Raw genomic sequence first — 26521 nt, forward strand, 5'->3', positions numbered from 1 at the left:
CGGAGGATCAGTGCACGGAGAGAGGCTTCCGGCATGCCGAGTCGCCGCCGAGTTCACATCGGGCCCGCACACCGAAATGGAGAAGGAATGCCTTCCATTCAACCGATGTTAAATCAGGACAAAGTCAGCACGTTGGAGGCCTTCGCCGACACCATAGTTCCCGGTGCGAAACGCAACGACGAGGACCGGGCTGTGGCCGGCGTCGTACCCGGTCCCGGCGCGGTGGCGGCCGGCGCCCTCGAACTGCTCCGGACCGCTGCCACCGGGCTCTCGGATTCCCTGGACGACTTCGCCGACGCCCTCAACGCACACGCCCGGCTGCACGCTGCCGGGGAACCGGCCGAGCCGGACCCCGCGGTGCCGCCGTTCGTCGCACTGTCCTACGCCGAGCGCACCCGCCTGGTGACCGTCCTGACCGCCCCCGGCCACCCCGAACGCGACCTGTGGGTCAGCCTCGCCCTGTTCAGCAACATGGCCTTCGATACCGGCGCCCACCTGCACACCGCCGACGCGATCGCCGCCGGGCACCCGGGGCTGGCCGCCCTGGGCTTCGCACCCCCGTCCTACGACGGGCAGTGGCGTTTCGCCGAATTCTCCTACGGTCGCCCTCTCGCCCGGCTCCACCCCGACACCACACCCTCCGGGAGCCCGGCGTGAACGCTACCGAGCAGACCGACGTGCTGATCGTGGGCAGCGGATTCGGCGGAGCCATCTCCGCCTACCACCTGGCCGCGGGCGGGGCGAAGGTGACCGTGCTGGAGAGGGGCCCGTGGCTGGAATCCAACGACTTCGAGCACGACTTCCTCCTCGGTTCCTCCTATACCCGGATCTTCGATTTCACCGTCGGCGACGGTATGAGCCTGCTCGGCGGCAACTGCGTCGGCGGAGGCAGCGTCGTCTATTTCGCAGCGATGCCCCGCGCGCCCCGCTTCGTCTTCGACCGCACCGGAAGCATCGGCCGCCGGATGTGGCCGGCCGCGATCAGCCGCGACACCCTCGACCCCTGGTACGACGTGGTCAGCGAGGCGCTGCCGGTATCGACCCAGAGCTGGCAGGACGTCAGCTACGCCGGCGGTCTGTTCGCCGCGGCCTGCGACCACGCCGGGCGGACCGCCAACCCCGTCCCCACCGCCGTGGACAACTCCAAGTGCACCAACTGCAACTGGATGATGGCCGGCTGCCGGTTCGACGCGAAACGCTCACTCCTGCTGAACTACCTGCCCGCCGCACGAGCCCACGGCGCCGAGGTGCGGCCGCTGCACGAGGTGCAGAAACTCACCCGCACCGACAGCGGCGGCTACCGGGTGCACTACAACACCATCCACGACACGGACTACCGGCTGACCAACGGCAGCGGCGTCATCGACGCCAAGATCGTCATCCTGGCCGCGGGGGCCGGCGCCACCCCGGTCATCCTGCAGCGCTCCGCCGGCGACCTCGGCGGGATGCCGCACGCCGTCGGACGCTACTTCTCCGGCAACGGCGAGCGGCTCAACAACGCCGTGATCAACGAAGAGCGCGCCCGGGACCTCCTGGGCCTGGACCGTGGCGACGGCACCGCCTATCTCGCCAACCAGATCGGCAAGGGCCCGGTCGTGGCGAGCTGGGACAACCTCGACGGCAACCTGCCCGAGCACTCCCGGTTCTCCCTCGAACAGCTCTACTTCCCGCCAGGCTTCGGCACTATCCTCGCCCAGGTCCCCGACGCCAAGGGCCCTAGCTGGTTCGGTGCGGAGAAGACCGAGATGGTCCGGCGCTGGCGCTCCTGGCTGACCATCTTCACGATGGTCGAGGACGACAACGAGGGCGTCTTCGGCCCGCCGCCGCCGACCGGGAACGCCGTCCGGATCTCCCAGCAGATGCTCGGCCGAGGCCCCATCTCCTACCGGCCCACCGCCAACACCCTGCGCGGCTGGGACGAGTCCGACGCGGTCGTCAAGGACATCCTGGAACGCGACGGACTGGCCCGCGTGATGCCCTGGACCAACGACGTGGTGGGCGCCTACACCGTCCACCCGCTCGCCTCCTGCCGCATCGGCGACGACCCGCACACGTCCGCCCTGGACGACCGGCACGAACTGCGCGGCCACCCCGGCATCTTCGTGACGGACGGCTCCGCGGTACCGGGCGCCCTCACCGTCAATCCGGCGCTCACCATCTCCGCACTGGCCGAACGCGCCATCCCCGGGATCGTCCGGGCGGCCCGCGACCGGGGCGTCGACGTCACCTACGGCGCCCCCACCCCGGACGGCGGCGTCTCCGGCCGGGCCGGCGTCCGCCCGCAGCTCCCCTTCCTCACCCGCAAATAGCGCGGACCCGGACGACGGGCAGCGGAGCGAGCCGTATCCGCCCACCGCTGTGCTCTCCCGGAGGGCCGGGAGAGCACAGCGGAAGATGACGGGGTATGAGCGGGAGTTCTATGTTTCTTCCATGACGGCCGCTGAGAGCGAATTCGCGAAAATAATGGGCTGCCGAGTCTGTGGCGGCAACCTGCAGAAGTTCATCGATTTCGGACGCCAACCCGTCTCCAACGCCTTCGTGGATCCCGCCGACCTGACCGGTGAGGTGTTCTACGACCTCGCGATGGGGCAGTGCTCCACCTGCACCATGGTCCAGCAGTTGAACGAGGTCCCCCGGGATGTCATGTTCCATTCCGGATACCCCTATCGCTCGTCCGAGTCGCGGCTCATTCGAGAACATTTCGAGCGGACCGCCCTGGAGTTTCTGGACGGGCAGCTCAGCAGCCGTACACCCTTTGTCGTGGAAATCGGCTGCAACGACGGTGTCATGCTGGAGACCCTCCGCAGGCAGGGAGTGCGGCACCTCGGGGTCGACCCGTCGGCGGGGGCGGCCGAGGTCGCCCGGGAGCGGGGGAGCGAGGTGAGGGTCGATTTCTTCGACGAGGCGTCGGCGGCCGCCATCCGCTTCGAGAAGGGGCCCGCCGACCTGATCTTCTCCGCCAACACGATCAGCCACCTCGCCTACTTCGACTCCGTGCTGAAGGGCGTCGACGTGCTGCTCGCCCCCGACGGGGTGCTCGTCTTCGAGGACCGCTATCTGGGGGACATCGTCGAGCGCACCGCGTTCGACCAGATCTATGACGAGCACTACTACCTGCTCAGCGCGCGCTCGATGCGGGCCACCGCGGACCGCTTCGGTTTCGAGCTGGTGGACGCGGTGCGGCTGCCGGTGCACGGCGGCTCCCTGCGGTACACCCTGGCGCGGCCCGGCACCCGCGAGGTGCGGGCGTCCGTCCAGGAACTGCTGGCCGACGAGGAGCGGCAGGGTCTGGGCGACATCGCGACGCTGCGCCGGTTCGCCGACACCGCGGAGCACGTCTGCCAGGACTTGGTGGGGCTCCTGCGCGAGCTGCGCGCCGACGGGCGCAGCGTCGCCGGGTACGGCGCGACCTCGAAGAGCGCCACGATCCTCAACCACTGCGGCATCGGCCCGGACCTCATCCCGTACATCTGCGATTCGACGCAGGTCAAACAGCACCTGGTGACTCCTGGTTCGCACATTCCGGTGCGTCCGCCCGAGGTGTTCGCCGACCCGTATCCGGAGTACGCGGTGCTCTTCGCCTGGAACCACGAGGAGGAGATCATGGCGAAGGAGCGGCAGTTCGCGGAGCAGGGCGGCAAGTGGATCCTGTACGTGCCGGGCGTGCACATCGTGTAGGGCGAAACGGCGTGCGGAATCCGGTCCTGCGGGGATCGTGCCGCATTCTCGGAGATGCGGATTTCTCCCCCCTCTCGCGACCATGGTGAAATAGAGGGAGGAGATCGTCTCCATGAAGGCTCTGGTTTTGGCTGGCGGATCGGGATCCCGATTACGACCCTTGAGCAATTTCATGCCAAAACAGCTTGTGCCGGTCGCGAACAAGCCGGTTCTCGAATACGTTCTGGAGAATATACGGAGCCTCGGCATCACCGATATCGGGATGGTGGTGGGCGACCGGGAGCCCGAAATCCGCCGGGCCATCGGCGACGGTTCCCGGTTCGGCGCCGCCATCACCTATCTGCGACAGGACCGACCCTACGGTCTGGCGCACTGTGTGACGCTCGCCCGCCGCTTCCTGGGCGACGACGACTTCGCGATGTTCCTCGGTGACAATCTGCTGCCGGACGGGGTCGACCGGATCGCGTCGGAGTTCCGGCGGGAGCGGCCCGCGGCTCATGTAGTCGTGCACAGGGTCGACGATCCGCGGGACTTCGGCGTGGTGGAGCTCGATGCCAGGGGCCGGGTGCGGAAGCTGGTCGAGAAGCCCCGGCGACCACGCAGCGATCTCGCGCTGATCGGCGTGTACTTCTTCACCCCCGCCGTGCACCGGGCCGTCGCCTCCATCGGGCCGAGCCCGCGTGGCGAGCTGGAGATCACCGATGCGATCCAGTGGATGCTGAGCCACGGCTCGGAGATCGGCTGCAGCGAGTACCACGGGTACTGGAAGGACACCGGCCGCGCCGAAGACCTTCTGGAGGCCAACCGCCGGATCCTCGGGGACCTGCGCGGCGGCATGGAGGGGAGCGCGGACAAAGCCAGTGTGCTGCGCGGTCAGGTGAGGGTCGGTCCCGGCGCCCGCGTCGTGCGGTCCCTCGTCGAAGGGCCGGCGGTCATCGGTGCGGGCGCCCTGGTCGAGGACAGCCGCATCGGTCCCTTCACCGCCGTCGGCGTGAACTCCCGGCTGCACACGGTCGATCTGGCCGACGCGATCGTGCTGGACGACACCACGCTGGAGGGCCTTGCCCGGGCGCGGGGCGCGCTGTTCGGCCCCTTCGCCGTCATGACCGCGGACCTGCCGCTCCCCGCGGCAGTGTCCCGGCCCGCCGCGAAAGGGGTATGAGGATGAGGCTGCTGGTGACGGGCGGCGCGGGATCCATCGAGTCCCCGCTGCTGCCCAACTCCCCTACGCGGCGTCCAAGGCCGCCTCCGACCTGCTGGCCCGCTCGTACCACCGGTCCTTCGGCCTGGATGTCTCCCTCACCCGCTGCACCGACGACTACGGCCCTTACCAGCATCCGGAGAAGCTCAATCCCGCTGTTCATCACCAATCTCCGGTACCACGGGCACACCGACTGGTGAAAGAAGGCCGAACACCGGGCTCGGTGACCGGGATGCGGTGATGCGGCGCGGCGGCGGGGAGATGCCTGCCCGCCGCCTTCCGGCTGCCCGGCCGCCGTGCGCGAGGACGAGCCGTTCGAGCCGTCGGACACATGGCCGCGCCCGGCCCGCCGGCGTGGAGGCCGGTGGGCCGGGCGCGGTGGTCACACCCTGGAGTTCCTGTACGGACGATCAGGTTCGCGGCGTCGTCCGAGGCCGGGCCGGAAGAGGCCGGCTCACACGTAGAGGGTGTTGGGCTCCAGGCCGCAGAGAACCCGCCCGTAGAGCTCGGCGTTGGTGTTCGGATGCATCAGGGCGTGGAGGTTGACCGCCTGAACGTCGCGCTGGAACCGCTGGATCGGGACGTCCCGGCGGATCGACGAGGCCCCGCTGGCCGTGTTGAGGATGTCCACGGCCTCCTTCGCCAGCCGGCACACCGCGCCCATGTCGGCGCGTGCCCTGGCCCGTTCCAGCAGCGTCCACTCGGCCCCCTCGGCCGCCTTGGCGTCCACCTGAGCGGTGAGGCGGTGGGCGTGGAACTCCGCCTCGTCGATCCTGATCGCCGCGTCCGCGACCTGGAGGTGCGTCAGCGCGGCATCGCTCTGCCGCTCGTAGGAGGTGTAGGTGATCTTCCGCTCGGGCAGCCGCTGGAGGAACGCGTCCATGGCGCCCTTGGCCATCCCGACGACGGGGCCCACCGACGAAGCGGCGGCGACCGGCAGCAGCGGGGCCCGGTAGATCGACTGGCCGGCGTTGGCCTGGGAGGCGGACTGGCCCTGGAACACCGCGCCCAGCGGCAGCACTCGCTCCTGCGGGACGAACACCCCCTCGGCGACCGTGGTGACGCTGCCCGTGCCCTTCAGCCCCGCCGTGTACCAGTCGTCGATGACGGTCAGGTCCTCCATCGGCACGAGCGCCATGACGGGCATGGGCTCGCTGTCCGCACGGATCAGGACCGCGACGACGAGCTGCCAGTGGGCGTGCAGGGCCCCGGTGATGAACCCCCACCGCCCGTCGACCACGATGCCGCCGTCCGCCGGGGCGGCCGTCGCCGTCGGGCTCAGGGTCCCGCAGATCCGTACGTCGGGGGTGGGGGAGAAGACCTCCGCCTGCGCCCCGTCGGGGAACAGCCCCGCCATCCAGGTCGGGATCCAGTACACGGACGCCGTCCAGGCGGCGGAGCCGTCGGCCCGGCCGAGCTCCACCGCCACCTCGTACAGGGTGCGGGTGTCGGACTGGTGACCGCCGTACTGAGCGGGCGCCCGCATGCGGAAGAGGCCGGCGTCGGTCAGGACCTGGATGGACTTGTCATGGATCCGCCGGTTCTCCTCCGACCAGTCGGCGTGCTCGCGCAGCGTGGAGGCCGACTCCGTCGCGTTGCGGACCAGTTGTTCCCGTGTCGTCGTCTGAGCCGTCAGCACCGTGTCCTCTTTCTCGGGTGAAGAGATCCGGATGAAGCGCTTCGAGCATGGCAACGGGGCCCGCACCCGCACATCTTCAGGATTGCGTAGCGGCACTTCCGACCGTGCTGGGCTCCGACTTGCCGGCCGTCTCGTCGGCCGTGCCGTCGGGCTGCTGTTCACTCACCGCGCTGGGGCGTACGTGCCGCAGCACCACGATGGAGAGCACGGCGAAGGCGACCATGGCGACGGCGGCCGAGACAGCGACGATGTGCAGCCCGTGGGTGAACGCCTCACGGGCGACGGACAGCAGGTCTTCCCCCGCGGCCCCGGGGAGATCGGCGGCGGCCTGCGAGGCGCCCGAGAGGCTGTCGCGCGCGGTGCCGGCGGTGCCCGCCGGAACGTCGGCGGGCATGTTGTCGTCCATCCGGCCTCGGTAGACGGCCGCGCCGACGCTGCCCAGGACGGCGATGCCCATCGCGATGCCGAACTCGCCGTTCGTCTCCGACATCGCCGCGGCCGAGCCGGTCTTCTCGGGAGGTGCGGAGCCCACGACCAGTTCGGTGCTCAGCACGCCCATCGGGCTGGTGCCCGCGAACGCGATGGCGTATCCGGTCACCACCAGGGCGATGCCGCCCTTGTCGTCGACCTGGGTGATCAGCAGCAGGCCGACCGCCGTCACCAGCAGGCCGATGGCGATGGCGTAGGCCGGCCGGATGCGGCGCGCCAGGTTGGGCGCGGCCAGGTTGCCGACGATCGCCAGGGCGAAGGACGGCACCAGCCACAGCCCCGCCTCCAGCGGGGAGAGCCCCGCCACCTGCTGGAGGTACAGGGAGACGAGCAGCGTCACGCCGCCCATGGTGGCGGAGCACAGCAGGGCGACGCCGAGGGCGGAGCTGAGCGTGCGGTTCCGGAACAGCCGCAGGTCCAGCAGCGGGCTGGCCAGCTTGCGCTGCCGCTGGACGAACACGACGCCGATGACGACACCGGCGAGGAGGGGCAGCAGCGTCGTCGCCGCGAATCCGTCGGTGGCCAGCTTCTTGGCCGCGTAGATGACCGGCAGGATCGTGGCGAGGGAGAGCACGACGCTCGGCAGGTCGGTCCGGCCCGCCGTCGGGTCGCGGTGCTCGGGCAGCAGCAGCGGGCCGAGGATCAGCAGCAGCACCATGACCGGCACGCCCAGCAGGAACACCGAACCCCACCAGAAGCGGTCGAGCAGCGCGCCACCGGCGACCGGGCCGAGCGCCATGCCGCCCATGAAGCAGCTCATCCAGACGCCGATGGCCGTGCCCCGCTGCTTGGGGTCGTGGAACATGTTGCCGATCAACGCCAGCAGGGACGGCATCAGCGTCGCCCCCGAGATGCCGAGGACCGCGCGGGCGGCGATCAGGGTGTTGGGGCTGTCGGCGTAGGCGGCGAGGGCCGATGCGACGCCGAAGGCCGCGGCGCCGAACAGCAGCAGCTTGCGCCGCCCGATGCGGTCGCCGAGGTTGCCCCAGGTGATCAGGAACCCGGCGATCATGAAGCCGTAGATGTCCATGATCCAGAGCTGCTGGGTGGCGCTGGCGCCCAGGTCCGCGCTCAGGTGGGGGAGGGCCAGGTTCAGCACGCTGACGTCCAGGGACAGCAGGAGCGTGGGCAGGGCCAGAACGCCCAGGCCGATCCACTCCCGCCGCCCCGCCCTCGCGGGAGCCTCGCTGGTCGTGTTCGTATCCATCACTGAACCTTCCGTCTACTCCGTCAGGGGTCCGAGCGGGGCCCGGCAGTTCGTGGAGGCACCGGGCAGACGCCGGGGGAATTCGCGGCTGCCCGATGCCCCTCCCACTCTGCCCGGCAGCGCTTTCGGAGCACTGTCGGACGGCATTCGCTCCCCTGTCGGACGGCACGCGATACCGTTGCGCATGCGTTTTGGTGTGTTGGGCCCGCTCTCGGTACTGACCGAGGACCATCGTCCGGTCAGGATTCCCGAGCAGAAGATCCGTGCTCTGCTGGCCGATCTGCTGGCCCACGGCGGGCGCCCCGTCTCCACCGACCGGCTGGTGTACGACCTGTGGGGCGACGCCCCTCCGGCCAACCCGGTGGGCGCGCTGCAGATCAAGATCTCCCGGTTGCGCCGGGTGCTGGAAGAGGCCGAGCCCGGCGGCAAGAACCTGCTGGTGTCGCTCGCGACCGGATACGCACTGGAGGCCCCCGGCGACGCGGTGGACGCCAGCCGGTTCGAGACGCTGGTCGAACGGGCCCGGACGGCTCCGGAGCCGCGGGGACGCGCGGCCCTGCTGACCGAGGCGCTCGGGCTGTGGCGGGGGGCGGCGTTCGCCGACTTCGACGATCAGCCCTTCCTCCGGCCTGCGATCACCCGTCTGAGCGAACAGCGCCTGTCGGCCTGCGAGGACCAGGCCGAGGCCCGGCTGGCGCTGGCCGAGCACCAGGCCCTGACCGGGGAGCTCGGTGAACTGGTGGGCCGGTATCCGCTCCGGGAGAGGCTGCGGGCCTCGTACATGCTCGCCCTCTACCGATCGGGGCAGCAGGCCGAGGCGCTGGCGACGTACGAGGAACTGCAGCGGCTGCTCGTCGAGGAGATGGGGCTCGACCCGGGCGCCGAGCTGGTCGGTCTGCACGGGGCGATCCTGCGGCAGGACCCGGCGCTCACCCCGGTGCCCGGTTCCGGCCCCGGCAGCGCCCCGGCGATGCCCGCGGGCAGCAACCTGCCCTCCCCGATCACCGCGCTGATCGGCCGGGACACGGCCGTCGCCGAGGTACGCGCCCTTCTCGGGGCGGGCCGTCTGGTCTCCCTCATCGGGCCCGGCGGAGTGGGCAAGACCCGGCTCGCCCTGGAGACCGCGAGCCGGTCCGTCGGCACGTTCCCCGACGGGGTGTGGCTGGTGGAACTGGCCCCGCTGGCGCGCTCCGGCGTCCCTGCGCAGGCGGAGCCGGCGACCGAGTCGGTGGCCCAGGCGGTGATGGCGGTACTGGGGGTGCACGAGGCCGCCGCTGCGGACCCCGGGGCCGCCGAGGGAGGCAGGACACTGGCCGGGCAGCTCGCGGACTATCTGCGGACGAAGCAGGTCCTGCTGGTCCTCGACAACTGCGAGCACCTGATCGAGGCCACCGCGGCGCTGACCGAGACCCTGCTGCTGGCCGCGCCCGGCCTGCGGATCCTGGCGACGAGCCGGGAGCCGCTACAGCTCACGGGCGAGGCCCGATGGCCCGTGCCCCCGCTGGAGCTGCCCGACCCCGCGGACGACGCACGCCCGGAGGCGCTGGAGCGGTCCAGCGCCGTACAGCTCTTCGTGGCCCGCGCCCGCGACATCGTGCCCGGATTCTCGCTGACCGTGGACAACGCCCGAGCGGTTTCCACGGTCTGCCGCAGACTCGACGGCATCCCGCTCGCCCTGGAGCTCGCCGCCACCCGGATCCGTGCTCTGGGCGTAGGGGGCCTGCTCGCCCGGCTCGACGACCGGTTCCGGCTGCTGGCCGCCGGGTGCCGGGGGGCCGCTCCGCGTCAGCAGACGCTCCGCGCGATGATCGACTGGAGCTGGGAGTTGCTGACCGAGCCCGAGCGCATCGTGCTGCGCAGGCTGGCCGTCCAGGTGGACGGCTGCACGCTGGAGGCGGCCGAGGCCGTGTGCGGCGGCGAGGACGTGGCGGCCCGGGACGTGCTGGGCCTGCTGGCGCGGCTGGTGGACCGCTCCCTGGTGGTGGCCGTGGAGCGTGTGGGCGGCCACCGCTACCGGCTGCTGGAGTCCGTCGCCGAGTACTGCCGCGAGAAACTGCGGGAGGCCGGGGACACCGAGCCGGTGCGGCGTCACCGGCGCTACTACCGGGAGCTCGCCGAACGGGCCGGGCCGCACCTGTACACCGCGGACCAGCAGGGGTGGCTGGACCTCCTCGACACGGAGCGCGGAAACCTGCGCAGCGCGCTCACCGGCGTGATCCGGGACGCGGCCGAGAACCGGGCGGGCGCCAGGGACGCGGCCCTGCGGTTCGCGAGTTCACTGGCCTGGTACTGGTTCCTGCGCGGGCGGCTCCGCGAGGGCATGCGACAGCTCGGCGCGGCCCTGGACGCGACGGCCCCGGACGGCGGGGAGACGGAGCCCGTGCCGGGCGCCGTCCGCGCGGTGGCCTTGGCCTGGCAGGCCGGTTTCACGGTGCTGTCCGGGGACGCGGCGGACGACGGACCCAGGCGGCGGGCGGCACAGGCGCTGGACCGGGGGGACGACGAGCCCGCCGACCGGGCGCGGGCGCGCTGGTTCCTCGGCTTCATCGAGTGCGACTTCGGCGATCTGTCGGTCAGTGAGGAACTCGTCGGCGCGGCGCTGGCCGCCTTCGACGGGCTCGGCGACCGGTGGGGCACGGCGGCGGCGCTGGGGACCCGCGCCAAGCACGCGATGGTGCGCGGGGATCTGGCCTCGCTCCGACGGGACGGCGAACGCAGTGCGGCGCTCTTCCGGGACATCGGCGACCGCTGGGGGTACCTCCAGGCGACGGACTCCCTGGGCAACCTGGCCGAGATCGCCGGCCGTTACGAGGAGGCCACCGAACTGCACTGGACCGGGCTGCGCACCGCGCAGGAGCTGGGCCTGTGGTCGGAGGTTTCCAGCAGGCTCTCCTGGCTCGGCCGGGTGGCGATGCTCACCGGCGAGTTCGAGCAGGCCAGGGAGCTTCACGAGCGGGCGATCCGGCTCGCCAGGGAGCACAGCTTCAAACCGGGGGAGATCTTCGGGGAGATGGGGCTCGGGATCGCGGCCCGCAAGGCGGGAAAGCTGGAGATGGCCGAGACACATCTGCGGCGAGTGCTCGACTGGATGCCGCAGGAGCGGTCGGGACTGGGCAACACCCTGCCGCTGGCGCTGATCCTGCCCGAGCTGGGGTTCATCGCGGAGGCGCGGGGCGACACCAGGGCCGCGCTGGCCCTGCACCTGGAAGGCCTCGACGTCGCACGGCAGTTGGCGGGGGACCCCCGGGGGGTGGTGATCGCGCTGGTGGGACTGGCCGGAGTGCACGCGCAGCTTGGCCGCCACCGCGATGCCGCGCGGCTGCTGGGTGCGGCGGCCGAGGCCGGGGAGGCGACGAACGCTCCGCCGGCGCCGGCGGAGCGGGGCGACGTCGAGCGCATCACAGCGAAGGTCCGTGGCGGCCTCGGCGACAGGGCCTACCGGGACGCGTACGCGGACGGCCGCCGGGCCGACCTCGACGAGCTGAGGTCGGTGGCCGGGGACCTGCCTTCTCAGCCCTGAGCGGGCGGATCCCCGGCGGCCCGGCACTCCCGTACGGCGGCGGTGAACTCCCTGACGACGGTGTGCACTTCTTCCTCCCGCAGCGCCTGGTGCAGCGGCAGCAGCAGCGTGGTGGACCAGGCCTCGTCGGTGCCCGGCAGGACGGGGGGCTGCCCTCCGTAGCGGTAGAGCGGGACGTGGTGCAGCGGCATGTAGCGGAAGGTCGTGTAGATGCCGCGCTCCAGCAGCGTCTTGGCGACCCGGTCGCGGATGTCCTCGGCGAACTGGACCCAGTAGAAGTAGTGGGTACTGCGGTGCCCCGCGGGCGGACGGGGCGGCAGCCGCACCCCGTCGAGTCCGGCGAGCCCGGTGTCGTACACCTCGGTGAGGGCCGAGCGCCGGGCGACGAATCCCGCGAGGCGGCGCAACTGTACCTGCCCGATGGCGGCCGTCATGTCATTGCCGATCAGGCGGCGCCCCAGGTGCTCCACGTCCAGCCCCCACCACCGGTCGGCGCCCTGGGCCGCGGTGGTGAAGGCGCTGCGGTCGGCCAGTCCGTGGTAGGCCAGCCGGTGGGCCTTCCGGGCGAGGTCGGGATCCCGTACGTAGATCATGCCGCCGTCCCCGGTGGTGATGATCTTCCGGGAGTCCAAGCTCCACACCGTGAAGTCCCCGAACGTCCCGCACATCCGGCCGTCGACGCTGGAGGCGATGGAGCAGGCGGCGTCCTCGACCAGTGGTATGCCCCGGGCGCGGCACAGCTCCGCGATCGCGGCGATGTCGCCGGGCAGGCCGCCGTAGTGCAGCACCATCACCGCTTTGGTACGGGGGGTCAGCACGCGCTCGATGTCGGCGGCGGTGGGGTTGAGCGTGCGGGGGTCGACGTCGCAGAAGACCGGACGGGCGCCGGTGGCGGCGACCGCGTTGGCATTGGCGACGAAGGCGGCCGACGGCATGACCACCTCGTCGCCCGGCCCGAGTCCGAGCAGCTCGGCCGCGAGGAACAGCCCGGAAGTCGCGGAGTTGAGGAACACGAGGTGCCGGGGGTCCAGTGCGAGGTGCTGGGCGAAGCTCTTCTCGAACTCCTCGCACCGCGGCCCGTATCCCAGCCAGTTCCCGTCGAACACCTCGCGGACCGCTTCGAGTTCCTCCTCGCCGAGGCTCGGCTGGGACACGTTGATCATTTATTGCTCCTCTGGGCGGTCAGCTTCTCCAGTACGGGAACGGTGTCGTGCGGGCTCGGCATCGCCAGGTGTTCCTCGCGCAGCCGCGCCGCTCCCTCCCGGAAGGACGGCTCCTCCAGGACACGGCTGATCTGTGCGCGCATCGCCGTCGAGGACGGGCTGCCGATGTCGAGGACCAGTCCGGCGCCCCGGGCGAGCACCTGGCGTACGGAGACGGGGGAAGCGGCATGCTTCGTCGCGCCCATGCCTTCGTCCCCCTGGACCGCCAGGACGTCCGCTTCGGGGGTGTCGGTGATGAGCTGCGGCACGTTCAGGGACGCCGCCGCCGAGTAGGTGGCGAGGCCACCGTGGTGGATGAGGGCGGAGCACGTCGGCACGAGCTGGTCCAGCGGCAGGTAGTCGACGGTGCGGACGTTGTCGGGGAGCCGGGTGACCCCGGCGAGCTGTTTGGCGTTCAGGGTGGCGACGACCTCGATGTCGAGCGTCGACACCGCGTCGAGCAGTTCGGGGACGTGGTCCCAGCCGCCCTCCAGGTACTTGCGCCAGGACAGTCCCAGGGACAGGCCCACCCGGGGCCGCTCCGGCGCCGGGTGGAGCCAGTGGGGCATGACGGTCTGGCCGGAGAACGGGACCCACCGGACGCGGACCGTCGGTGTGCTCACCGGGATGCTCATCGCCTCGGACAGGGTGCTGACGGTCCACTGGCCGCGTATCAGTTCGTCGTCGAGGCGCTGGCCGTAGCGCTCGGCGACCGGGCCGAGGGTGCGGGTCAGCGGATCGTCGCCGGGGGCGGCGCCCGCGGCTGTCCGTGCCGCGAGTCTGTCGACCGACCAACCCCACCAGTCCGGCGCCGTGATGAGGCGGGCGTGCGCCGAGCCGCAGTCGCGGGCCGCGACTGCGGCTCCGGGGAAGCACGGGTCCCACAACACCAGGTCGGGACGCCAGCTCCGGGTGAACGCGACGAGGGCGTCCATGGCCGGGCGCGGCTCCCCCGGAGGGGCGTCGTAGGGGTGGAAGTCCCACATGGCCGGCAACATGAACTGGCTGAAGGTGTCCCAGAGCTCGCGGTCGGTGGCGTCGAGATCGAGCTCGTCGGTGAGGCGTGCGACTTTCGCGCGCTCGTCCGTGTAGGCCCTTCCCGGTCCTGCGGGAACGGGCATGTCGTGCGGGTTTCCGAGCGGTACGGCGGTGAGGCCGGTGGCCGCGATGGTCTCGGAGATCTCCGGGTGGGCCGCGACACAGACCTCGTGGCCCGCGCTTCTGAGCGCCCAGGCGAGGGGTACCACGGGGTAGAGGTGCGAGGGGTTGGGCCAGACGGTGAACAGGACGCGCATCAGGGGCCTCCCTGGGCCGGCTCGTGGCTCATGGGCTCAGCAGGTGATGGAGACGACCGGGCTCGGCTTGTTGAACATCATGTTCGGGTCGAACTGGACCGCCCGGTAGGTGTGGGTGCCGCTTCCCTTGCAGGGCCAGTCGGCCGATGCGGTGCCGCCCGCGGGGATGACGTTCTCGGTGACGGAGTGCCACTCCGACCGGCCCGCGTCGTAGCGCATCAGCCAGAAGGTGGTCGGGGTGCCGCAGGCGTTGCGCGCCGAGCTGAGAATCCGGAATCCGCTGGAGCTCTTGTGCGGTGTCTCCGGCGCGCTGATGCACTCGCGGGGCGATGTGGGCGGAGCGGGGGGTGCGGGCGGCGCGGTCCGGTCCGTCCTGAGGGCGTTCATGGTGGTCTGCTCCAGGGTGTTGCCCCGGGAGTCGGTGAGCTGGGCGCGCAGCGAAATGCTCTTCGCCCCGCTCGGGCGGGGCACCATCGCACGCGACTTTCCCGCCTTGTCACGCACCACGGGCACCTGCCGCCAGGAGTCGCCCTGGTCGGTGGAGACGCTGATGCGCAACGTGCTCACCTGGCCGGTGCCCGCTCCGGGGTGCGGCTCGGCCGACAGCGGCAGTGCGATGTTCTTTCCCCCCACGGGGTTGTTGTACAGGTCGACCCGGGGGAAGTACCTGACCACCCACAGCGGCAGCGGCGCCGCCTCGCCGGTGGTGTCGGACGTGAAGGTCCATACCGACTTCACCTGGTTCGAGAGCCGGAACAGGGATCGCCGGTCGGCGGTGCTCTCGATGCGGAAACCGGCCTTGCCCGGCGGCACCTGTGCGTTGAGCTGTCCGCCGTCCGACTCGCCGACCAGCTTGCCGTCGCGGTAGAGCTTGACCGAGGCGCTGTCGGTCAGCGAGCCCGCCCGGTGGTCGTCCTGGTCGGTGAAGAGGGGGACGCCCGCCCACATCCTGTCGCCGTCGCGGCCCGCGTGGTCGGGACGGAAGAGGAAGGGGGCGAACACGGCGGCGTTCCATCGCTCCGTGGTGCGTTCGCCGGCTCGGTACGCCCGGTAGTCGGATCCCATGGCCGTCGCGTACACGGGGAACCCGTCGGCTCCGGTGATCTGTTCGCCGAACGCCCCGGACCACTGGGTGTCGCGGGTGTCCAGGTAGTGGGTGACCCTGGCGGGCAGATCGAAGGGGAGCATGGTCCCGGACACCGCGGCGAAGCCCGGGGCCATGCCGAAGAAGCCCTTCACCCCGCGCCGCTCGGCGGTCTGGGTGTTGTGCGCCGCGTCCACCCGGGCCAGCTCCGTGTCATGGACCGTGCGCGCGAAGCCAGTGAAGAACCCGCCGTGCTTGGTGTTGAGCAGGTGGTAGCTGTACGGGGTGTTCTTGAAGTCGCCGGCCGGCCCGGGGACGCCCCAGGTCGAGGAGAGGCCCGACGTCATCTCGCCGTCGGCGACCGAGGGCCCCTGCTGGGCGGTGTAGAGCCGCCCGAAAGTCGTGGATCCCAGCGAGACGCTGAAGACGCTGTCGCCGAACCGGCGTTCGATCCCGACGTCGACCGCGGCCGGCCTCGCTCCCTTGCGGGCGACGGTCGTCGTCACCGGTTCGGTGGTGCGGGCGTCGGCCGTGATCCGGGTGTCCCGGGTCAGATCGAGCAGGGGGCGGACGATCCGGTGCCAGTCGGCGTTCCGGTCGACGATGTCGGAGACCAGCATGTAGCGGCCGGGGGGCAGGCGGAGGTCCGCGGTGCCGTCCTCGTCGTGGAGGAATTCGCGTACGGGTACGTCCAGGCCGATCACCATCGTCTCGGCGTCGGCTGCGGGAGCGCCGTCCCTGCCGAGGTGTCTCACCGTGAGCGCGCGGGTGACTCCCATCCGGGCGGACGCACTGCTGTCGGCCTCGAAGTCGCCGCCGCCCGCCGCGCCGACGGTGCTGTCGGTGCCGCGCAAACTCCTCCAGAAGCTCGCCAGTTTCGCGGTGGGCACCCGGCGCTCGGTGCCGTCCACGGTCAACGGCAGTTCCGTGGCCCGGTCGTCGTGCTCGGCCTTCACCAGCGCCGTGACGTCGAAGAGCCGCCGGTCGACCCGGCCCTCCCGCACCAGGTGGCGGGCGTCCTCCGGTACGACGTACTGGTGCCCGTCGATCCGGTAGCTGCTGAACCGCACTCCCTCGCGGCCTGCCGCCCGCTCGACATCGGCCCTGGGTTCCCCCGCCCCGGACACCCGCACCCGGTCACCGGTGATCAGGGTGACGGTGCGCGCGTGGTCGTCGGTGACGCGATCGCTCTTCTTGTCCGCCCCGTTCGCCGGGGCGGCGGGCGCCGCCCCGATGCCGAGCAGCGCTGCCGTGACCAGGCCGATCAAGCCGGTCCGTATCAACGTACCTCCCAAGTGACGGGTGTTCGAGGTGTCCGAGATCCATCGCCATGGTGGTGCGCGCGCGCCCTGCTCGGCATCTCCTGGAATGCGGTGCGCAATCCAGGAGATGCAAGCCGTGAACGAGGGACGCGAGGGTCTGAGCACGAGACGCGAAACAGAAGGAGGTGCCCCTCGATGACCAGCCGCGCCAGGAAGCGTGCTGTGGTGCTCGGCGGGAGCATGGCCGGGATCCTCGCCGCCCGGGTGCTCGCCGAGTTCTACTCGGACGTGGTGGTGATCGACCGTGACAAGGTGGTCGGCGTCCACGAGCCCCGCCGTGGCACCCCGCACGCCCGTCACGCCCATGGCCTGCACGCCCGCGGCCAGCTGATCCTGGAGGAGCTCTTCCCCGGTTTCACCGAGGACCTGGCCGCCGCCGGGGTGCCGGTCGGCGACCTCGGGGAGATGCGATGGTTCTTCAACGCGCGCCGCCTGCGGCCGGCCAGGACCGGGCTGAAGTCGCTGACGCCGCCCCGGCCCTATCTGGAGGGATGTGTACGGGAGCGGGTCGGGGCCCTGTCCAACGTGGTGTTCCGGGAGGAACACCAGATCCTCGGGCTGAACGCGACCCCGGCCCGTGACCGGGTGACCGGGGTGCGCATCCTGCGGACCGCGAGCGGCGTCGAGGAGGAACTGGAGGCGGACCTGGTGGTCGATGCCACGGGCCGAGGCTCGCGCACTCCGGTCTGGTTGGAGGAGTTCGGGTACCGGCGGCCCGATGAGGAGCGGGTCAAGGTGGACCTGGCGTACACCACCCGGCACTACAGGACCGAGCCCGGGATGTTCGACGCGGTCCAGTCGATCAACCCCGTGGCCTCGCCCGACCACCCGCGCGGCGCGTTCTTCGGCCAGGTCGGCCCGGACCGGTGCATCCTGTCGCTGACCGGCATCCTCGGCGACCAGCCGCCCACCGAGCCCGACGCGTTTCTGGAGTTCGTACGGTCCCTGCCCGTGCCGGACGTGTACGACGCGGTCCGTGGTGCCGAGCCGCTCGACGATCCGGTGTCCTTCCGGTTCCCGGCGAGCGTGCGGCGGCGTTACGAGCGGCTGTCCCGCTTCCCCGACGGCCTGCTCGTCATGGGCGATGCCTCGTGCAGCTTCAATCCGGTCTATGGCCAAGGCATGAGCGTCGCCGCGATCGAGACGATGGCGCTCCGCGACCGGCTCCGGCTCGACGGGCCCGTGGCGCCCCGGCTGTTCCACCGGGACGTGTCCCGCGCCATCGACATCCCCTGGGACGTCTCGGCGGGCGGTGATCTCGCCTTCCCCGGGGTCGAGGGACGCCGCACGCTGAAGGTGAACATGGGCAACGCGTACATGGCGCGGGTGCAGTACGCGGCGACCAAGGACGAACGGCTGGCCGACGGCATGATGCGGGTGGCCGGACTCATCGATCCGCCGCAGTCCCTGATGCGCCCGGCCACCGTCCTGCGGGTCCTGCGCCATGCCACGCGGCGTCCGCCGAAGGCGCCGGCGCGGCCGGCGGCCGCCGATCCGGTGGCGCCGGGGCACCCCAGTTGAACCGCTCAGGAGAGGGATCACCTTGTTCGCCCAGCAACTCGCCCTGATCTACGACCTGGTGTACAAGGCCCGGGGCCAGGACTTCCGGGTCGAGTCGGAGCTGGTGACCGAGATCGTCCGGGCCCGCCACCCCTCGGCGGCCTCGCTGCTCGATGTGGGGTGCGGCACCGGCGAGCACCTGCTGACGCTCTGCCGGAGGTTCGGCCATGTGGAGGGGATCGACCTGTCGGAGCCGATGGTCGAGGTCGCCCGGGACAAGCTCCCCGGGACGGCTCTCCATGTCGCGGACATGCGCGACTTCAGCCTGGGGCGCACCTTCGACGTCGTGATCTCGCTCTCCACCGCGGTCGCCTACCTTCCCTCTCCGCGGGACCTGGCGACAGCGCTCCGGCAGATGGTCCGGCATCTCGCGCCGGGAGGCGTGTTGATCGTGGAGCCCTGGTATTTCCCCGAGACGTTCCTCGACGGGCACATCGCCGCCGATGTGGTCCGGGGCGACGGGCGCACCGTGTCGCGGGTCTCGCACACCCGGCGGTTCCCGGGGTCGGCCCGGGTGGACAGCCACTACGTGGTCGCCGACCCGCACGGCATCGAACACTTCACCGAGAGCCATGTCTTCGGCCTGTGGACCCAGGGGCAGTATCTGGACGCGCTCGCCGGGGCGGGCTGCACGGCGGAGTACCTTCCGGACGTGCAGTCGGGGCGGGGGCTGTTCGTGGCGGAGCGCGGACTGCGCTGAGGACGCCGCCTGCCCGGCCCGGAGCAGCTCCGGACCGGGCAGGCGGCGTCCTCAGCGCAGTCCGCGCGCGAACTTCCGTACGTCGGCCACGAAGGCCGTCGGCTGCTCGAGCGAGGCGAAGTGACCGCCACGCTCGACCTCGGTCCAGTGGGTGATGGCGGGATACTGGCGCTCGGCGATGCTCCGTACCGGCGCGAAGTCGGGCTGGAGGACCAGGACGCCCATGGGCACGGGCACCGGCTCCGGCAGGACCCCCGGCGTGAAGACGCCCTGCATGTACGCACGCGCCTCGTAGAACAGATGCGCGGAGGACCCTGCGGTGGCCGTCAGCCAGAAGAACATGACGTTGGTGAGCAGCGTGTCGCGGTCCACCGCGTCCTCGGGGGCCTTGTCCGAGTCGGTCCACTCCATGAACTTCTCGACGATCCAGGCGAGCTGGCCGACCGGCGAGTCGGTGAGGCCGTAGGACACCGTCTGGGGACGGGTGGCCTGCAGCTTCATGTAGCCGGAGAGTTCCTGGTCGAAACGGGCCATCTTGTCGAGCCGTTCGAAGTCGGACGGGGAGAGCTCCGCGAGCTCCCCGGGGTCGCCCGACGGGACGGTGAAGAGCATGTTGACGTGTATTCCGGCCACGCGCTCCGGTGCCAGCCGGGCGAGTTCGAGGGAGATGAACGCCCCGTGGTCGCCTCCCTGGGACAGGTAGGTGTCGTAACCGAACCTGCGCATCAGCTCGTCCCAGGCCCTGGCGATCCTGGGGTAGTCCCAGCCCGGTCCCGTCACGGGGCCCGAGAACCCGTGCCCCGGCAGCGAGGGGATGACCAGGTGGAAGGCGTCGGCCGGGTCCCCTCCGTGCCGTGCCGGGTCGGTGAGGGGTTCGACGACGTCGAGGAACTCGACGATCGACCCGGGCCAGCCGTGGGTGAGGATCAGAGGCCGCGCCTCGGGCTCGGGGGACCGGATGTGCAGGACGTGGATCTGGGCGCCGTCGATCTCCGTGAGGAACTGGCGGTACTGGTTGATTCGGGCCTCGGCCGCCCGCCAGTCGTACTCCGTACGCCAGTACTCGGCGAGCCCCTTGAGGTAGTCGAGCGGCACCCCGCGCGCCCACCCGGCGTCCGGGGAGGCCCCGGGCCAGCGGGTCAGTTCCAGCCGCCGCCGCAGGTCGTCGAGGTCTTCCTCGGGGATCTCGATGTGGAAGGGTTTCACGTGGCCCTCTCTGGTGTGGATATGGTTCCGGGCGGTCACGGGCGCCCGTCCCTCACCGGGGTGTGCCGGAGAACTGGCCGGGCCTGCGGCCCTCACCGGCCGGGCCCCGGTAGGCCTGGGCGATGTCGAGCCAGTGGTCGGCCGCGCCCTCGGTGGCGGTGAGGGCGAGGTCGTCGCGGTGGCGACGCCGGGTGACGAGCAGACAGAAGTCATGGGCCGGGCCGGTGATCCGCTGGGTCGCCTCCGCAGGACCGTACTCCCACAACTCCCCTGTCGGTGAGGTGAGTTCGAACCGAAAGGGCTCGGAGGGTGGAGTGAGGCCGCGCGCCTGGTAGCCGAAAGCCTGGGTCAGCACGGCGAATCCGGCCACGTGGCGCAGCCACTGGGCCGGTTCGCGGCGGGCGCCGATGGCGTCGGCGATGTCCTGACCGTGGGCGAAGGTCTCCATGAGCCCCGCGCAGGCGAGTACCGCCGGCGGCAGCGGGTTGACCAGCCAGGGCACCGTCTGCCCCGGCGGGACGGCGGCGAGCGCCTCGATGGTGGCCGCGCGCTCGGCGCGCCAGCGCGCGAGCAGCGCCTGCGGGGTGTCGGAGGTGTAGGCGGCCAGTGCGGCGTTGACCGCACCGTCGAAATCGCCGGAGGCATTCTCGGTCATGACCCGGAACGCCTCCGGGTCGGACGCCGCCGTACCGGCGAGCCGATAGACGAAGACGAGGTGGGCTATCTGGTCGGTGACGGTCCAGCCGGGGGCCGGAGTGTCCAGCGCCCACTGGGTGTCGTCGAGGTCGGCCACCATGCGGTCGGTCTCGTCGCCTGCCGCCGCCAGGTCCTTGAGCACGTTCGCCAAATCGGACATCGCTCGCTCTCGTCTCTGCTCGAATGGTTCGTGACCGGTATCCCGGATACCGGATCCAGCCTGGTGCCGGCGGGGATTCGGTGTCTTCTCCCAGAGTGCTGAGCGAAGACCGCGAACAGCTCGACTACGTCCGCCAGGCCCTGGACAGGACCCCACGGCGCAAGAGCAAGCCACGCTGCGCCCGCGACGGACGCATGATCGGCCACATCGGACTCGGCGCCGCCGAAGCCGGCCCGGACACCGGTCTGTACCGGCGCCGGGTGTTCTTCCCCCTCCCCACGACCGGGACTGCGACCCCGACGGCGTCTACCGGCAGGGCGCGCCCGGCGAGGCCGTCGCCCCCGGACCATCGAGCCCCACCGCGTGGGCGAGAAGACCCCCCGCTTCCAGCAGGGCAGCCCCTCCGCCATGACGACGCCGGCCCCCGAGCGCTGTCCGTGGGGGTGACCTGCCGTCAACTTTCCTTACTCATATGAAACTTCAGGCGGTCCACAGATCGGAGACCGAGACCTTGCTTATCCTCTCGATCAGGCGAATTTCCACCGAGCCGATCGGCAGTCTGCCGCGTTCCTCGGCCCTCAGGCACGCCCTCGCCGCACACGCGGAGGGCCTGCTGGACGACGCCGACCTCGCCGGCCAGGAGGTACAGGCCGTCGTTGGTCAGGATCGCGACCGCGGACAGCGCCGGCCTGACCAGTCGGCGCGAGCGGCCGCCGTCAGCGGGTAGTGATCGCGGTAGTAGCGACGAACGCCTCGAACGCCGCCTTTGACGCAACCGCGCCTACTACACCGTCCAGCTCGCCGAACTCCACCTCGCCAGGGCAACACCACCACGGGGGCACCACAACCGCGGCCACGATCGACACCACCCACATCAGCCGTCGTTCCGTGAGGTGTGGTTGAGGTACAGGGAGGGGGTGTGTGCCGGGGACATCCGCCGATGGGCTGAGACCGTGTGAGCGCGGGCTGTTGCGTGTGCAGGCGCAGCTGATACCGATGGGGTGACAGTCCGACCTGACGTTTGAGCGCGGTGCTGAACGCTGACAGGTGAGCACCTGACCATCGCTTCACTGAGCGTCGACCGCTGTGAGGTCATCAGGAGAGCTCGAGTCGTCCTCCTCACGCCTGCCCGAGGACCCGTTCGTGCCCATCTCGTAGAGGAGGAAGGCTCCCGCGGTGGCGAGTACGGTTCCCGCGATCACCTGAACGAGGTCGACCAAGGGCACGAGCCCGGTCCGCGCTGTCGCCGTTCCCGCTCCAGCGAGACCCGCGAGCAGCAGAACGAGCTCGTACGCGCTGCCCCCGAACATCGCGCCACTGCCGACCCAGGCCAGCAGGAGAGCGATCCAGCGAGGCGTACGTCGCGGGCAACGGAAAACGAGCGCAGTGAGCCCCGCGGCAGCAGCGACGGCGAAAACGGCTGTCCCCGCGTCGGCGACCCGATCCGCGATCCCACGGTTCTCGAGCGCATGCCGCGAGAGGCCGACAGAGCTGCCCAGCGCCCACGACATGCGTGCGATCGCGATCACGCTGAGCAACACCACGCCCAGCCACGTGAAGAACACCAGGACGGCCCGGTACGAACCGGGCGCACGATCCGCGACTCGGCCAGTCAGTGCCGTGGCCCATCGCTCGCGGGCGTAGAGCACGAACGAAAGGGCGATGCCGATGGCTTGAGCGCCGAAGCTGAGGTAGACCAATGGGCCGACCCAGTCCGCCAGCGATCCGTCGCCCACCCTCGAAGCCCCAAAGACGACGGTCCCGGCGACGAGCGGACCGATCACGACGAACGGGGCCAGCAGGCCGGTCGCGACCCAGACCGGCGCGAGCACCAGCCATGCAGGGATGCGCTGCCCCCATGAGTGCGTAAACGCAAGGATGATCGCCGCTCCGATGATCTCCAGCCCCGCAGTGACGATGTTCCCGCCGCGCAGGAACGCCGGGTCGACCGGGGCGGAACTGTTGAAGCCGACCGTGGAGCCTGAGATCCACAGGACCTTGAGCACGAAGTACGGCAGGATCGCCGCGATGGCCAGGTACCCGATCAGCATCCGTCCCGGGCTGCGCCGCCGCTCGCCCTCCGGGACCTCAGACACCGTCAGACACCTTGCGATAGGACAGGACGACGGTGCCGCTGGGAATCAAGGCAACGTCGGTCCGCTCCAGCCTCATCGGAGCGAACGGGCCAGCGAACAGCGCAGTGCCTGCACGGGCGACGACGGGATTGACCTTCACGACGATCTCATCAATCTCTTCGGCAAGCGTCTCGGCGAGCAGCGCCCCGCCGGCGAGCCAAATCCCCGCGCCGTCTTCCTGCTTGAGCGCACGGATCGCTGTGACCGGGTCGGCCGCCATCACCTCGACGTTCGGCTCCACGCACGGGCCGAGACTGCGCGAGAACACGATCGTGCGCAGATGCGCGTACGCGTCGGGAAGGCCCGCGTCCGCGCCGATACCGAACGTGCGGCGTCCCATCACGACAGTGTCGAAGACGAGACCCGGGCCGGTGACGCCGAGCGCGGCACGTACCGGCGTCGGCAGCGTCTCCGGGTATTTCTCGACGAGGAAGTCGATGTAGTCCCGCGGCACGTCGAAGAAGCCAGCGGGCCCTGTGGGATCCCCTCCTCCCGGGCCGGCGATTAAGCCGTCGAGCGTGGTGGCGACGAGGTAGGTCAGTCTCCGCATGTCTTCATCCAAAGGCTGCGGCAGGCACGCCGTCCAGCTCCATCCCGGAGCTCGCGACCCAGGTCGTGCAGATCGATACCTGAGGATGACCCCTCGCATAGAGACGCAGCTCCAGACTGAAGACATAGCGGCAAGATGCCTGATGCGGTCCGTTGACGCGGCTACGGTGCTAAAAGGCGCACGGCGTTCCGACACCGGCACCATTGAATGAGGGGAGGGGGCGTGCAGCGTTGGGGGTTCGTTCTGCTCGTCGGCGCAGCCGCCGTGTGCCTGCTGCCGGCGACGATCATCATGGCGCTCGTCTCGCTCCCGTCCCCGGACGGCATCGTCATAACGATGTGCGCCGCCGCCGCCCATGCGAGTCTGCTCGCACTGCGGCGCGCGCCGACCAGGGCGCTGCTGCTGATCGTGGCCTGCACCGCCGTGGAAGCGGCAGCGACCGGGCTGTTCGTGCTGTTCCCGTCCACGCTGCTCGTCCCCGTCGCGCTGCACGGCGTCGCCGCGCACGGCGATCGGCGCATCGCGATGGCGGTCGCCGCAGTCGGGCCGGTCCTTACGGCAGTCCGGTACGCGACCGATCCCAGCGTGACCGGCAGCGCGTTCGGGCCCGCCCCGTGGCTGCTGGCGATCGTCCTGCTCGCCGTGTGCTCGGCAGCGGTCGCGATGGGGCTGCTGCGCCGCTCCGAACTGCGCGCCGCGGCACTCGCCGCCGAACGGCTCGCACTTGAGGAACGCGACCGCACTTTCCATGAAGAACGCGCCGCTGCGGCCGAGCGGTCCCGGATCTCCCGCGACCTGCATGACGTCCTCGCGCACTCGCTCACCGTCGTCATCGGGCAGACGCGTGTCGCACGGTTCACCCCTGACAAGGCCCCTGCTGCGCTGGACGTGATCGAGGAGACGGCCCGTAATTCCCTGCGTGATCTGCGACGGACGCTGCGGACCCTGCGCGACGGGCCTTCACGCCTCGACCCCATGCCGGGCCTCGCCGATCTTCCGGCGCTGATCGAGCGGATGCAGGAGCTAGGGCTGGCCGTGCACCGCCGCGTCACCGGAGCCCCGCGCACGCTCGGCCCTTCGACCGAACTGGCGCTACACCGCTTCGCGCAGGAGGCGCTCACCAACGCGCACCGTCACGGCGAGGGCCCACTGAACTGGGACGAGACCTGGGAGCAGCACCGGCTCGTAATCACCCTGCGCAACGCCGTCCCGGCGCATCCTCACCCTGCCGGCGGCGCGGGTCTCGGGCTGCGCGGGATGCACGAACGCCTCGCTGCAGCGGGTGGGACGCTAGACATCGACCGGTCCGAGTGCTTCCTGCTCCGCGCCACCGTGCCGTGCCCTCAACACCCTTCCGGTGAAGAAGGAGCACGATGATCCGGGTGCTCGTCGCCGATGACCAGGAACTCGTCCGAGCCGGCATCGTCGCCACAGTCAACGCCCAGCCCGACATGACCGTGGTCGCCGAAGCGCCGAATGGTGCGCAAGCCGCCGAGTCCGTCGCCGAAACCGGACCTGACGTGATCCTGATGGACGTTCGCATGCCAGGAACGGACGGGATCGAAGCGACCCGCCGGATCCTCGCCGAAGACCCCGCCCAGCGGGTGCTGGTCCTCACCACGTTCGACGAGGACGAGCACGTCCATGCGGCGCTCCGCGCCGGGGCGTGCGGGTTCCTCGTCAAGGACGCGCCGATCGATGAACTGACTGCGGCGATCCGCGCGGCCGCGCGGGGGGACGCCGTCCTCTCGCCGGCGATCACCGCCCGCATCGTGGAGCAGCTGCTCGGGAGCCTGCCCCCGGCCGGGCAGACTCCTGCCGGTGCCGCGGATGTGCTCACCGAGCGCGAGCTCGAGATCGTCTGCCTCGTCGCGGAAGGGCTCAGCAACGCTGAGATCGGACGCATCGTGCATCTATCCGAGGCCACCATCAAGACCCACGTGGGCCGAGTGCTGACCAAGCTCGGCCTCCGCGACCGCGTGCAGATCGCCGTCTGGGCGCACCGCACCGGAACGGCACGGTGGCCGCGTTCCTCATCCGGACACGCCGGCCCGCAGAGCTGACCGACCAGCCTCACCCAGCTACCAGCGGATCCCGAGGGCATCGAGTTCCGCACGCCGCTGCTCGGGAAGCTTTGCGGCCCGTCGCCGTACGTTGTCGAGCCAGGTGCCGAGCTTGACCTCCACACCCCTGTCAGTGCCGTCCTGACGGCCCGACGGGCCCGCCTCGGCCTCCAGGCACTTGATGTGCTTGCGGGGCACGCGCAGGTGTCCTTCCCGGGTGTGGTACTGGCGGGCGGCGGCGAGGTTGGTGGCCCACTTCGCGTCCTGTGCCCGCGGCACCGGCCGCCCTGTCTTCTCCTTCTCGACGGGCGTGAGTCCGAGGGTGTTCTCCAGCAGCCACTGCTGCGCGGCCACGAGCTGCTCCCACCCGTGCTGCTGCGAGGTGACCCACCGGCCGAGGTCTTCGCCCTGGACGACGACCGTCCCGGCAGCTGTCGGGACGGTGGCACCGGCTTGCACGTGGTTGTGGGCGAGGCGGTAGCAGCGCTGCCATGTGGTGTCCCAGGCCGGGCACCACCCGGGGTCGATCGCGTCGAGTTCGTTCTGCCGCGCCTGGGCCATTGCCCCGGCCGCCGACGCCACGGGACGGCCGGCCGCGCGCAGTTCCTCGTTCGCCCGCGCCCGCCGCGCCGCAGCCCGGGCGTTCTTCGCCCACACACCGATGGGGTGCCCGTCCCACACCGCACTGGTCGGGGGGGAGGAAGTGGCCGTGCGCGGCAGCGTACGCGCGGGCGACAGCGACACCGTCGGCCCAGGCCGCTTCCTGCTCGGACCACACCATCCCGAGCTGCTCCAGCTCCACCACACGCTGCGC

19 protein-coding genes and 2 pseudogenes are annotated in these 26521 nt (G+C 70.9%); 11 read left to right on the forward strand and 10 right to left on the reverse strand.

Annotation, left to right across the window (positions count from 1 at the left end):
• Positions 1–87: 87 nt before the first annotated feature.
• The 5 genes and pseudogenes from ACGF2V_RS18230 to ACGF2V_RS18250 form a co-directional block, all read left to right on the forward strand.
• Positions 88–657, forward strand: a complete 570-nt coding sequence (locus ACGF2V_RS18230; protein WP_362625689.1) for a DUF5987 family protein — start codon at positions 88–90, stop codon at positions 655–657.
• Positions 654–2309: a GMC family oxidoreductase gene (locus ACGF2V_RS18235; protein WP_362707071.1), complete on the forward strand. Its 1656-nt coding sequence runs from the start codon at positions 654–656 to the stop codon at positions 2307–2309. The genes ACGF2V_RS18230 and ACGF2V_RS18235 overlap by 4 nt, the downstream gene beginning before the upstream one ends.
• Before the next feature lie 121 nt (positions 2310–2430).
• Complete coding sequence (locus ACGF2V_RS18240; RefSeq protein ID WP_362625693.1) at positions 2431–3678, forward strand: class I SAM-dependent methyltransferase; 1248 nt, start codon at positions 2431–2433, stop codon at positions 3676–3678.
• Positions 3679–3790: 112 nt separating this feature from the next.
• A complete protein-coding gene (locus ACGF2V_RS18245) occupies positions 3791–4840 on the forward strand; it encodes a glucose-1-phosphate thymidylyltransferase (protein WP_362707074.1) in 1050 nt (349 codons plus the stop codon).
• Between the two features lie 38 nt (positions 4841–4878).
• Positions 4879–5052, forward strand: a pseudogene (locus ACGF2V_RS18250) (GDP-mannose 4,6-dehydratase); the annotation flags it as partial.
• 281 nt (positions 5053–5333) lie between these two features.
• Here the strand turns inward: ACGF2V_RS18250 and ACGF2V_RS18255 are convergent.
• Positions 5334–6518 carry an acyl-CoA dehydrogenase family protein gene (locus tag ACGF2V_RS18255; protein WP_362707076.1) on the reverse strand — a complete coding sequence of 395 codons (1185 nt, stop codon included), beginning with the start codon at positions 6516–6518 and terminating at the stop codon, positions 5334–5336.
• 76 nt (positions 6519–6594) lie between these two features.
• A complete protein-coding gene (locus ACGF2V_RS18260) occupies positions 6595–8214 on the reverse strand; it encodes an MFS transporter (protein ID WP_362707079.1) in 1620 nt (539 codons plus the stop codon).
• 184 nt (positions 8215–8398) lie between these two features.
• On the opposite strand from ACGF2V_RS18260, the gene ACGF2V_RS18265 reads away from it, so the two are divergent.
• On the forward strand, positions 8399–11734 hold the full coding sequence (locus ACGF2V_RS18265) for a BTAD domain-containing putative transcriptional regulator (protein ID WP_362707081.1): 3336 nt from the start codon (positions 8399–8401) through the stop codon (positions 11732–11734).
• Here the strand turns inward: ACGF2V_RS18265 and ACGF2V_RS18270 are convergent.
• The 3 genes from ACGF2V_RS18270 to ACGF2V_RS18280 are packed head-to-tail and all read right to left on the reverse strand — an operon-like array spanning position 11725 to position 16583.
• Positions 11725–12897: a DegT/DnrJ/EryC1/StrS family aminotransferase gene (locus ACGF2V_RS18270; RefSeq protein WP_362625702.1), complete on the reverse strand. Its 1173-nt coding sequence runs from the start codon at positions 12895–12897 to the stop codon at positions 11725–11727. The genes ACGF2V_RS18265 and ACGF2V_RS18270 overlap by 10 nt on opposite strands.
• Positions 12894–14231 carry a nucleotide disphospho-sugar-binding domain-containing protein gene (locus ACGF2V_RS18275; RefSeq protein ID WP_362707084.1) on the reverse strand — a complete coding sequence of 446 codons (1338 nt, stop codon included), beginning with the start codon at positions 14229–14231 and terminating at the stop codon, positions 12894–12896. Before ACGF2V_RS18275 ends, ACGF2V_RS18270 begins: the two co-directional genes overlap by 4 nt.
• A gap of 36 nt (positions 14232–14267) precedes the next feature.
• Positions 14268–16583 carry a peptidase S8 gene (locus tag ACGF2V_RS18280; protein WP_362707086.1) on the reverse strand — a complete coding sequence of 772 codons (2316 nt, stop codon included), beginning with the start codon at positions 16581–16583 and terminating at the stop codon, positions 14268–14270.
• A gap of 189 nt (positions 16584–16772) precedes the next feature.
• Between ACGF2V_RS18280 and ACGF2V_RS18285 the strand changes: the two genes are divergently transcribed.
• Positions 16773–18158, forward strand: coding sequence for an FAD-binding monooxygenase (locus tag ACGF2V_RS18285; RefSeq protein WP_362625708.1), 1386 nt, complete (start codon positions 16773–16775; stop codon positions 18156–18158).
• Positions 18159–18180: 22 nt separating this feature from the next.
• Positions 18181–18897, forward strand: a complete 717-nt coding sequence (locus ACGF2V_RS18290) for a class I SAM-dependent methyltransferase (RefSeq protein WP_362707089.1) — start codon at positions 18181–18183, stop codon at positions 18895–18897.
• Between the two features lie 51 nt (positions 18898–18948).
• Here ACGF2V_RS18290 and ACGF2V_RS18295 read toward each other — a convergent pair whose 3' ends face one another.
• Complete coding sequence (locus ACGF2V_RS18295) at positions 18949–20103, reverse strand: epoxide hydrolase family protein (RefSeq protein ID WP_362711215.1); 1155 nt, start codon at positions 20101–20103, stop codon at positions 18949–18951.
• A gap of 52 nt (positions 20104–20155) precedes the next feature.
• Positions 20156–20959, reverse strand: coding sequence for a TIGR03084 family metal-binding protein (locus ACGF2V_RS18300; RefSeq protein ID WP_362630834.1), 804 nt, complete (start codon positions 20957–20959; stop codon positions 20156–20158).
• Positions 20960–20982: 23 nt separating this feature from the next.
• On the opposite strand from ACGF2V_RS18300, the pseudogene ACGF2V_RS18305 reads away from it, so the two are divergent.
• Positions 20983–21406 (forward strand): annotated as a pseudogene (locus ACGF2V_RS18305) (DUF6009 family protein).
• Between the two features lie 620 nt (positions 21407–22026).
• Here the strand turns inward: ACGF2V_RS18305 and ACGF2V_RS18310 are convergent.
• Positions 22027–23010, reverse strand: a complete 984-nt coding sequence (locus ACGF2V_RS18310; protein ID WP_362711048.1) for a hypothetical protein — start codon at positions 23008–23010, stop codon at positions 22027–22029.
• A gap of 37 nt (positions 23011–23047) precedes the next feature.
• A complete protein-coding gene (locus tag ACGF2V_RS18315) occupies positions 23048–23644 on the reverse strand; it encodes a dihydrofolate reductase (protein WP_362711046.1) in 597 nt (198 codons plus the stop codon).
• Positions 23645–23866: 222 nt separating this feature from the next.
• Between ACGF2V_RS18315 and ACGF2V_RS18320 the strand changes: the two genes are divergently transcribed.
• Positions 23867–25021, forward strand: a complete 1155-nt coding sequence (locus ACGF2V_RS18320) for a histidine kinase (RefSeq protein WP_362711044.1) — start codon at positions 23867–23869, stop codon at positions 25019–25021.
• Positions 25018–25707 (forward strand): response regulator transcription factor, encoded by a 690-nt coding sequence (locus ACGF2V_RS18325; protein WP_362628656.1) that lies wholly within the window; start codon positions 25018–25020, stop codon positions 25705–25707. Before ACGF2V_RS18320 ends, ACGF2V_RS18325 begins: the two co-directional genes overlap by 4 nt.
• Before the next feature lie 18 nt (positions 25708–25725).
• Here ACGF2V_RS18325 and ACGF2V_RS18330 read toward each other — a convergent pair whose 3' ends face one another.
• Positions 25726–26364 (reverse strand): helicase associated domain-containing protein, encoded by a 639-nt coding sequence (locus ACGF2V_RS18330; RefSeq protein ID WP_362711042.1) that lies wholly within the window; start codon positions 26362–26364, stop codon positions 25726–25728.
• Positions 26365–26521 lie beyond the last annotated feature (157 nt).

This window comes from Streptomyces sp. NPDC047982 (genome assembly GCF_043204165.1).
In the GTDB taxonomy this organism is placed as follows: domain Bacteria; phylum Actinomycetota; class Actinomycetes; order Streptomycetales; family Streptomycetaceae; genus Streptomyces.

What these genes read in the sequence shown, in the direction of transcription:
- ACGF2V_RS18230 (WP_362625689.1), top strand. Translation starts at nt 88, where the DNA reads ATGCCTTCCATTCAACCGATGTTAAATCAGGACAAAGTCAGCACGTTG.
- ACGF2V_RS18240 (WP_362625693.1), top strand. Translation starts at nt 2,431, where the DNA reads ATGACGGCCGCTGAGAGCGAATTCGCGAAAATAATGGGCTGCCGAGTC.
- ACGF2V_RS18245 (WP_362707074.1), top strand. Translation starts at nt 3,791, where the DNA reads ATGAAGGCTCTGGTTTTGGCTGGCGGATCGGGATCCCGATTACGACCC.
- ACGF2V_RS18260 (WP_362707079.1), bottom strand. Translation starts at nt 8,214, where the DNA reads ATGGATACGAACACGACCAGCGAGGCTCCCGCGAGGGCGGGGCGGCGG.
- ACGF2V_RS18265 (WP_362707081.1), top strand. Translation starts at nt 8,399, where the DNA reads ATGCGTTTTGGTGTGTTGGGCCCGCTCTCGGTACTGACCGAGGACCAT.
- ACGF2V_RS18270 (WP_362625702.1), bottom strand. Translation starts at nt 12,897, where the DNA reads ATGATCAACGTGTCCCAGCCGAGCCTCGGCGAGGAGGAACTCGAAGCG.
- ACGF2V_RS18275 (WP_362707084.1), bottom strand. Translation starts at nt 14,231, where the DNA reads ATGCGCGTCCTGTTCACCGTCTGGCCCAACCCCTCGCACCTCTACCCC.
- ACGF2V_RS18285 (WP_362625708.1), top strand. Translation starts at nt 16,773, where the DNA reads ATGACCAGCCGCGCCAGGAAGCGTGCTGTGGTGCTCGGCGGGAGCATG.
- ACGF2V_RS18300 (WP_362630834.1), bottom strand. Translation starts at nt 20,959, where the DNA reads ATGTCCGATTTGGCGAACGTGCTCAAGGACCTGGCGGCGGCAGGCGAC.
- ACGF2V_RS18310 (WP_362711048.1), bottom strand. Translation starts at nt 23,010, where the DNA reads ATGCTGATCGGGTACCTGGCCATCGCGGCGATCCTGCCGTACTTCGTG.
- ACGF2V_RS18315 (WP_362711046.1), bottom strand. Translation starts at nt 23,644, where the DNA reads ATGCGGAGACTGACCTACCTCGTCGCCACCACGCTCGACGGCTTAATC.
- ACGF2V_RS18325 (WP_362628656.1), top strand. Translation starts at nt 25,018, where the DNA reads ATGATCCGGGTGCTCGTCGCCGATGACCAGGAACTCGTCCGAGCCGGC.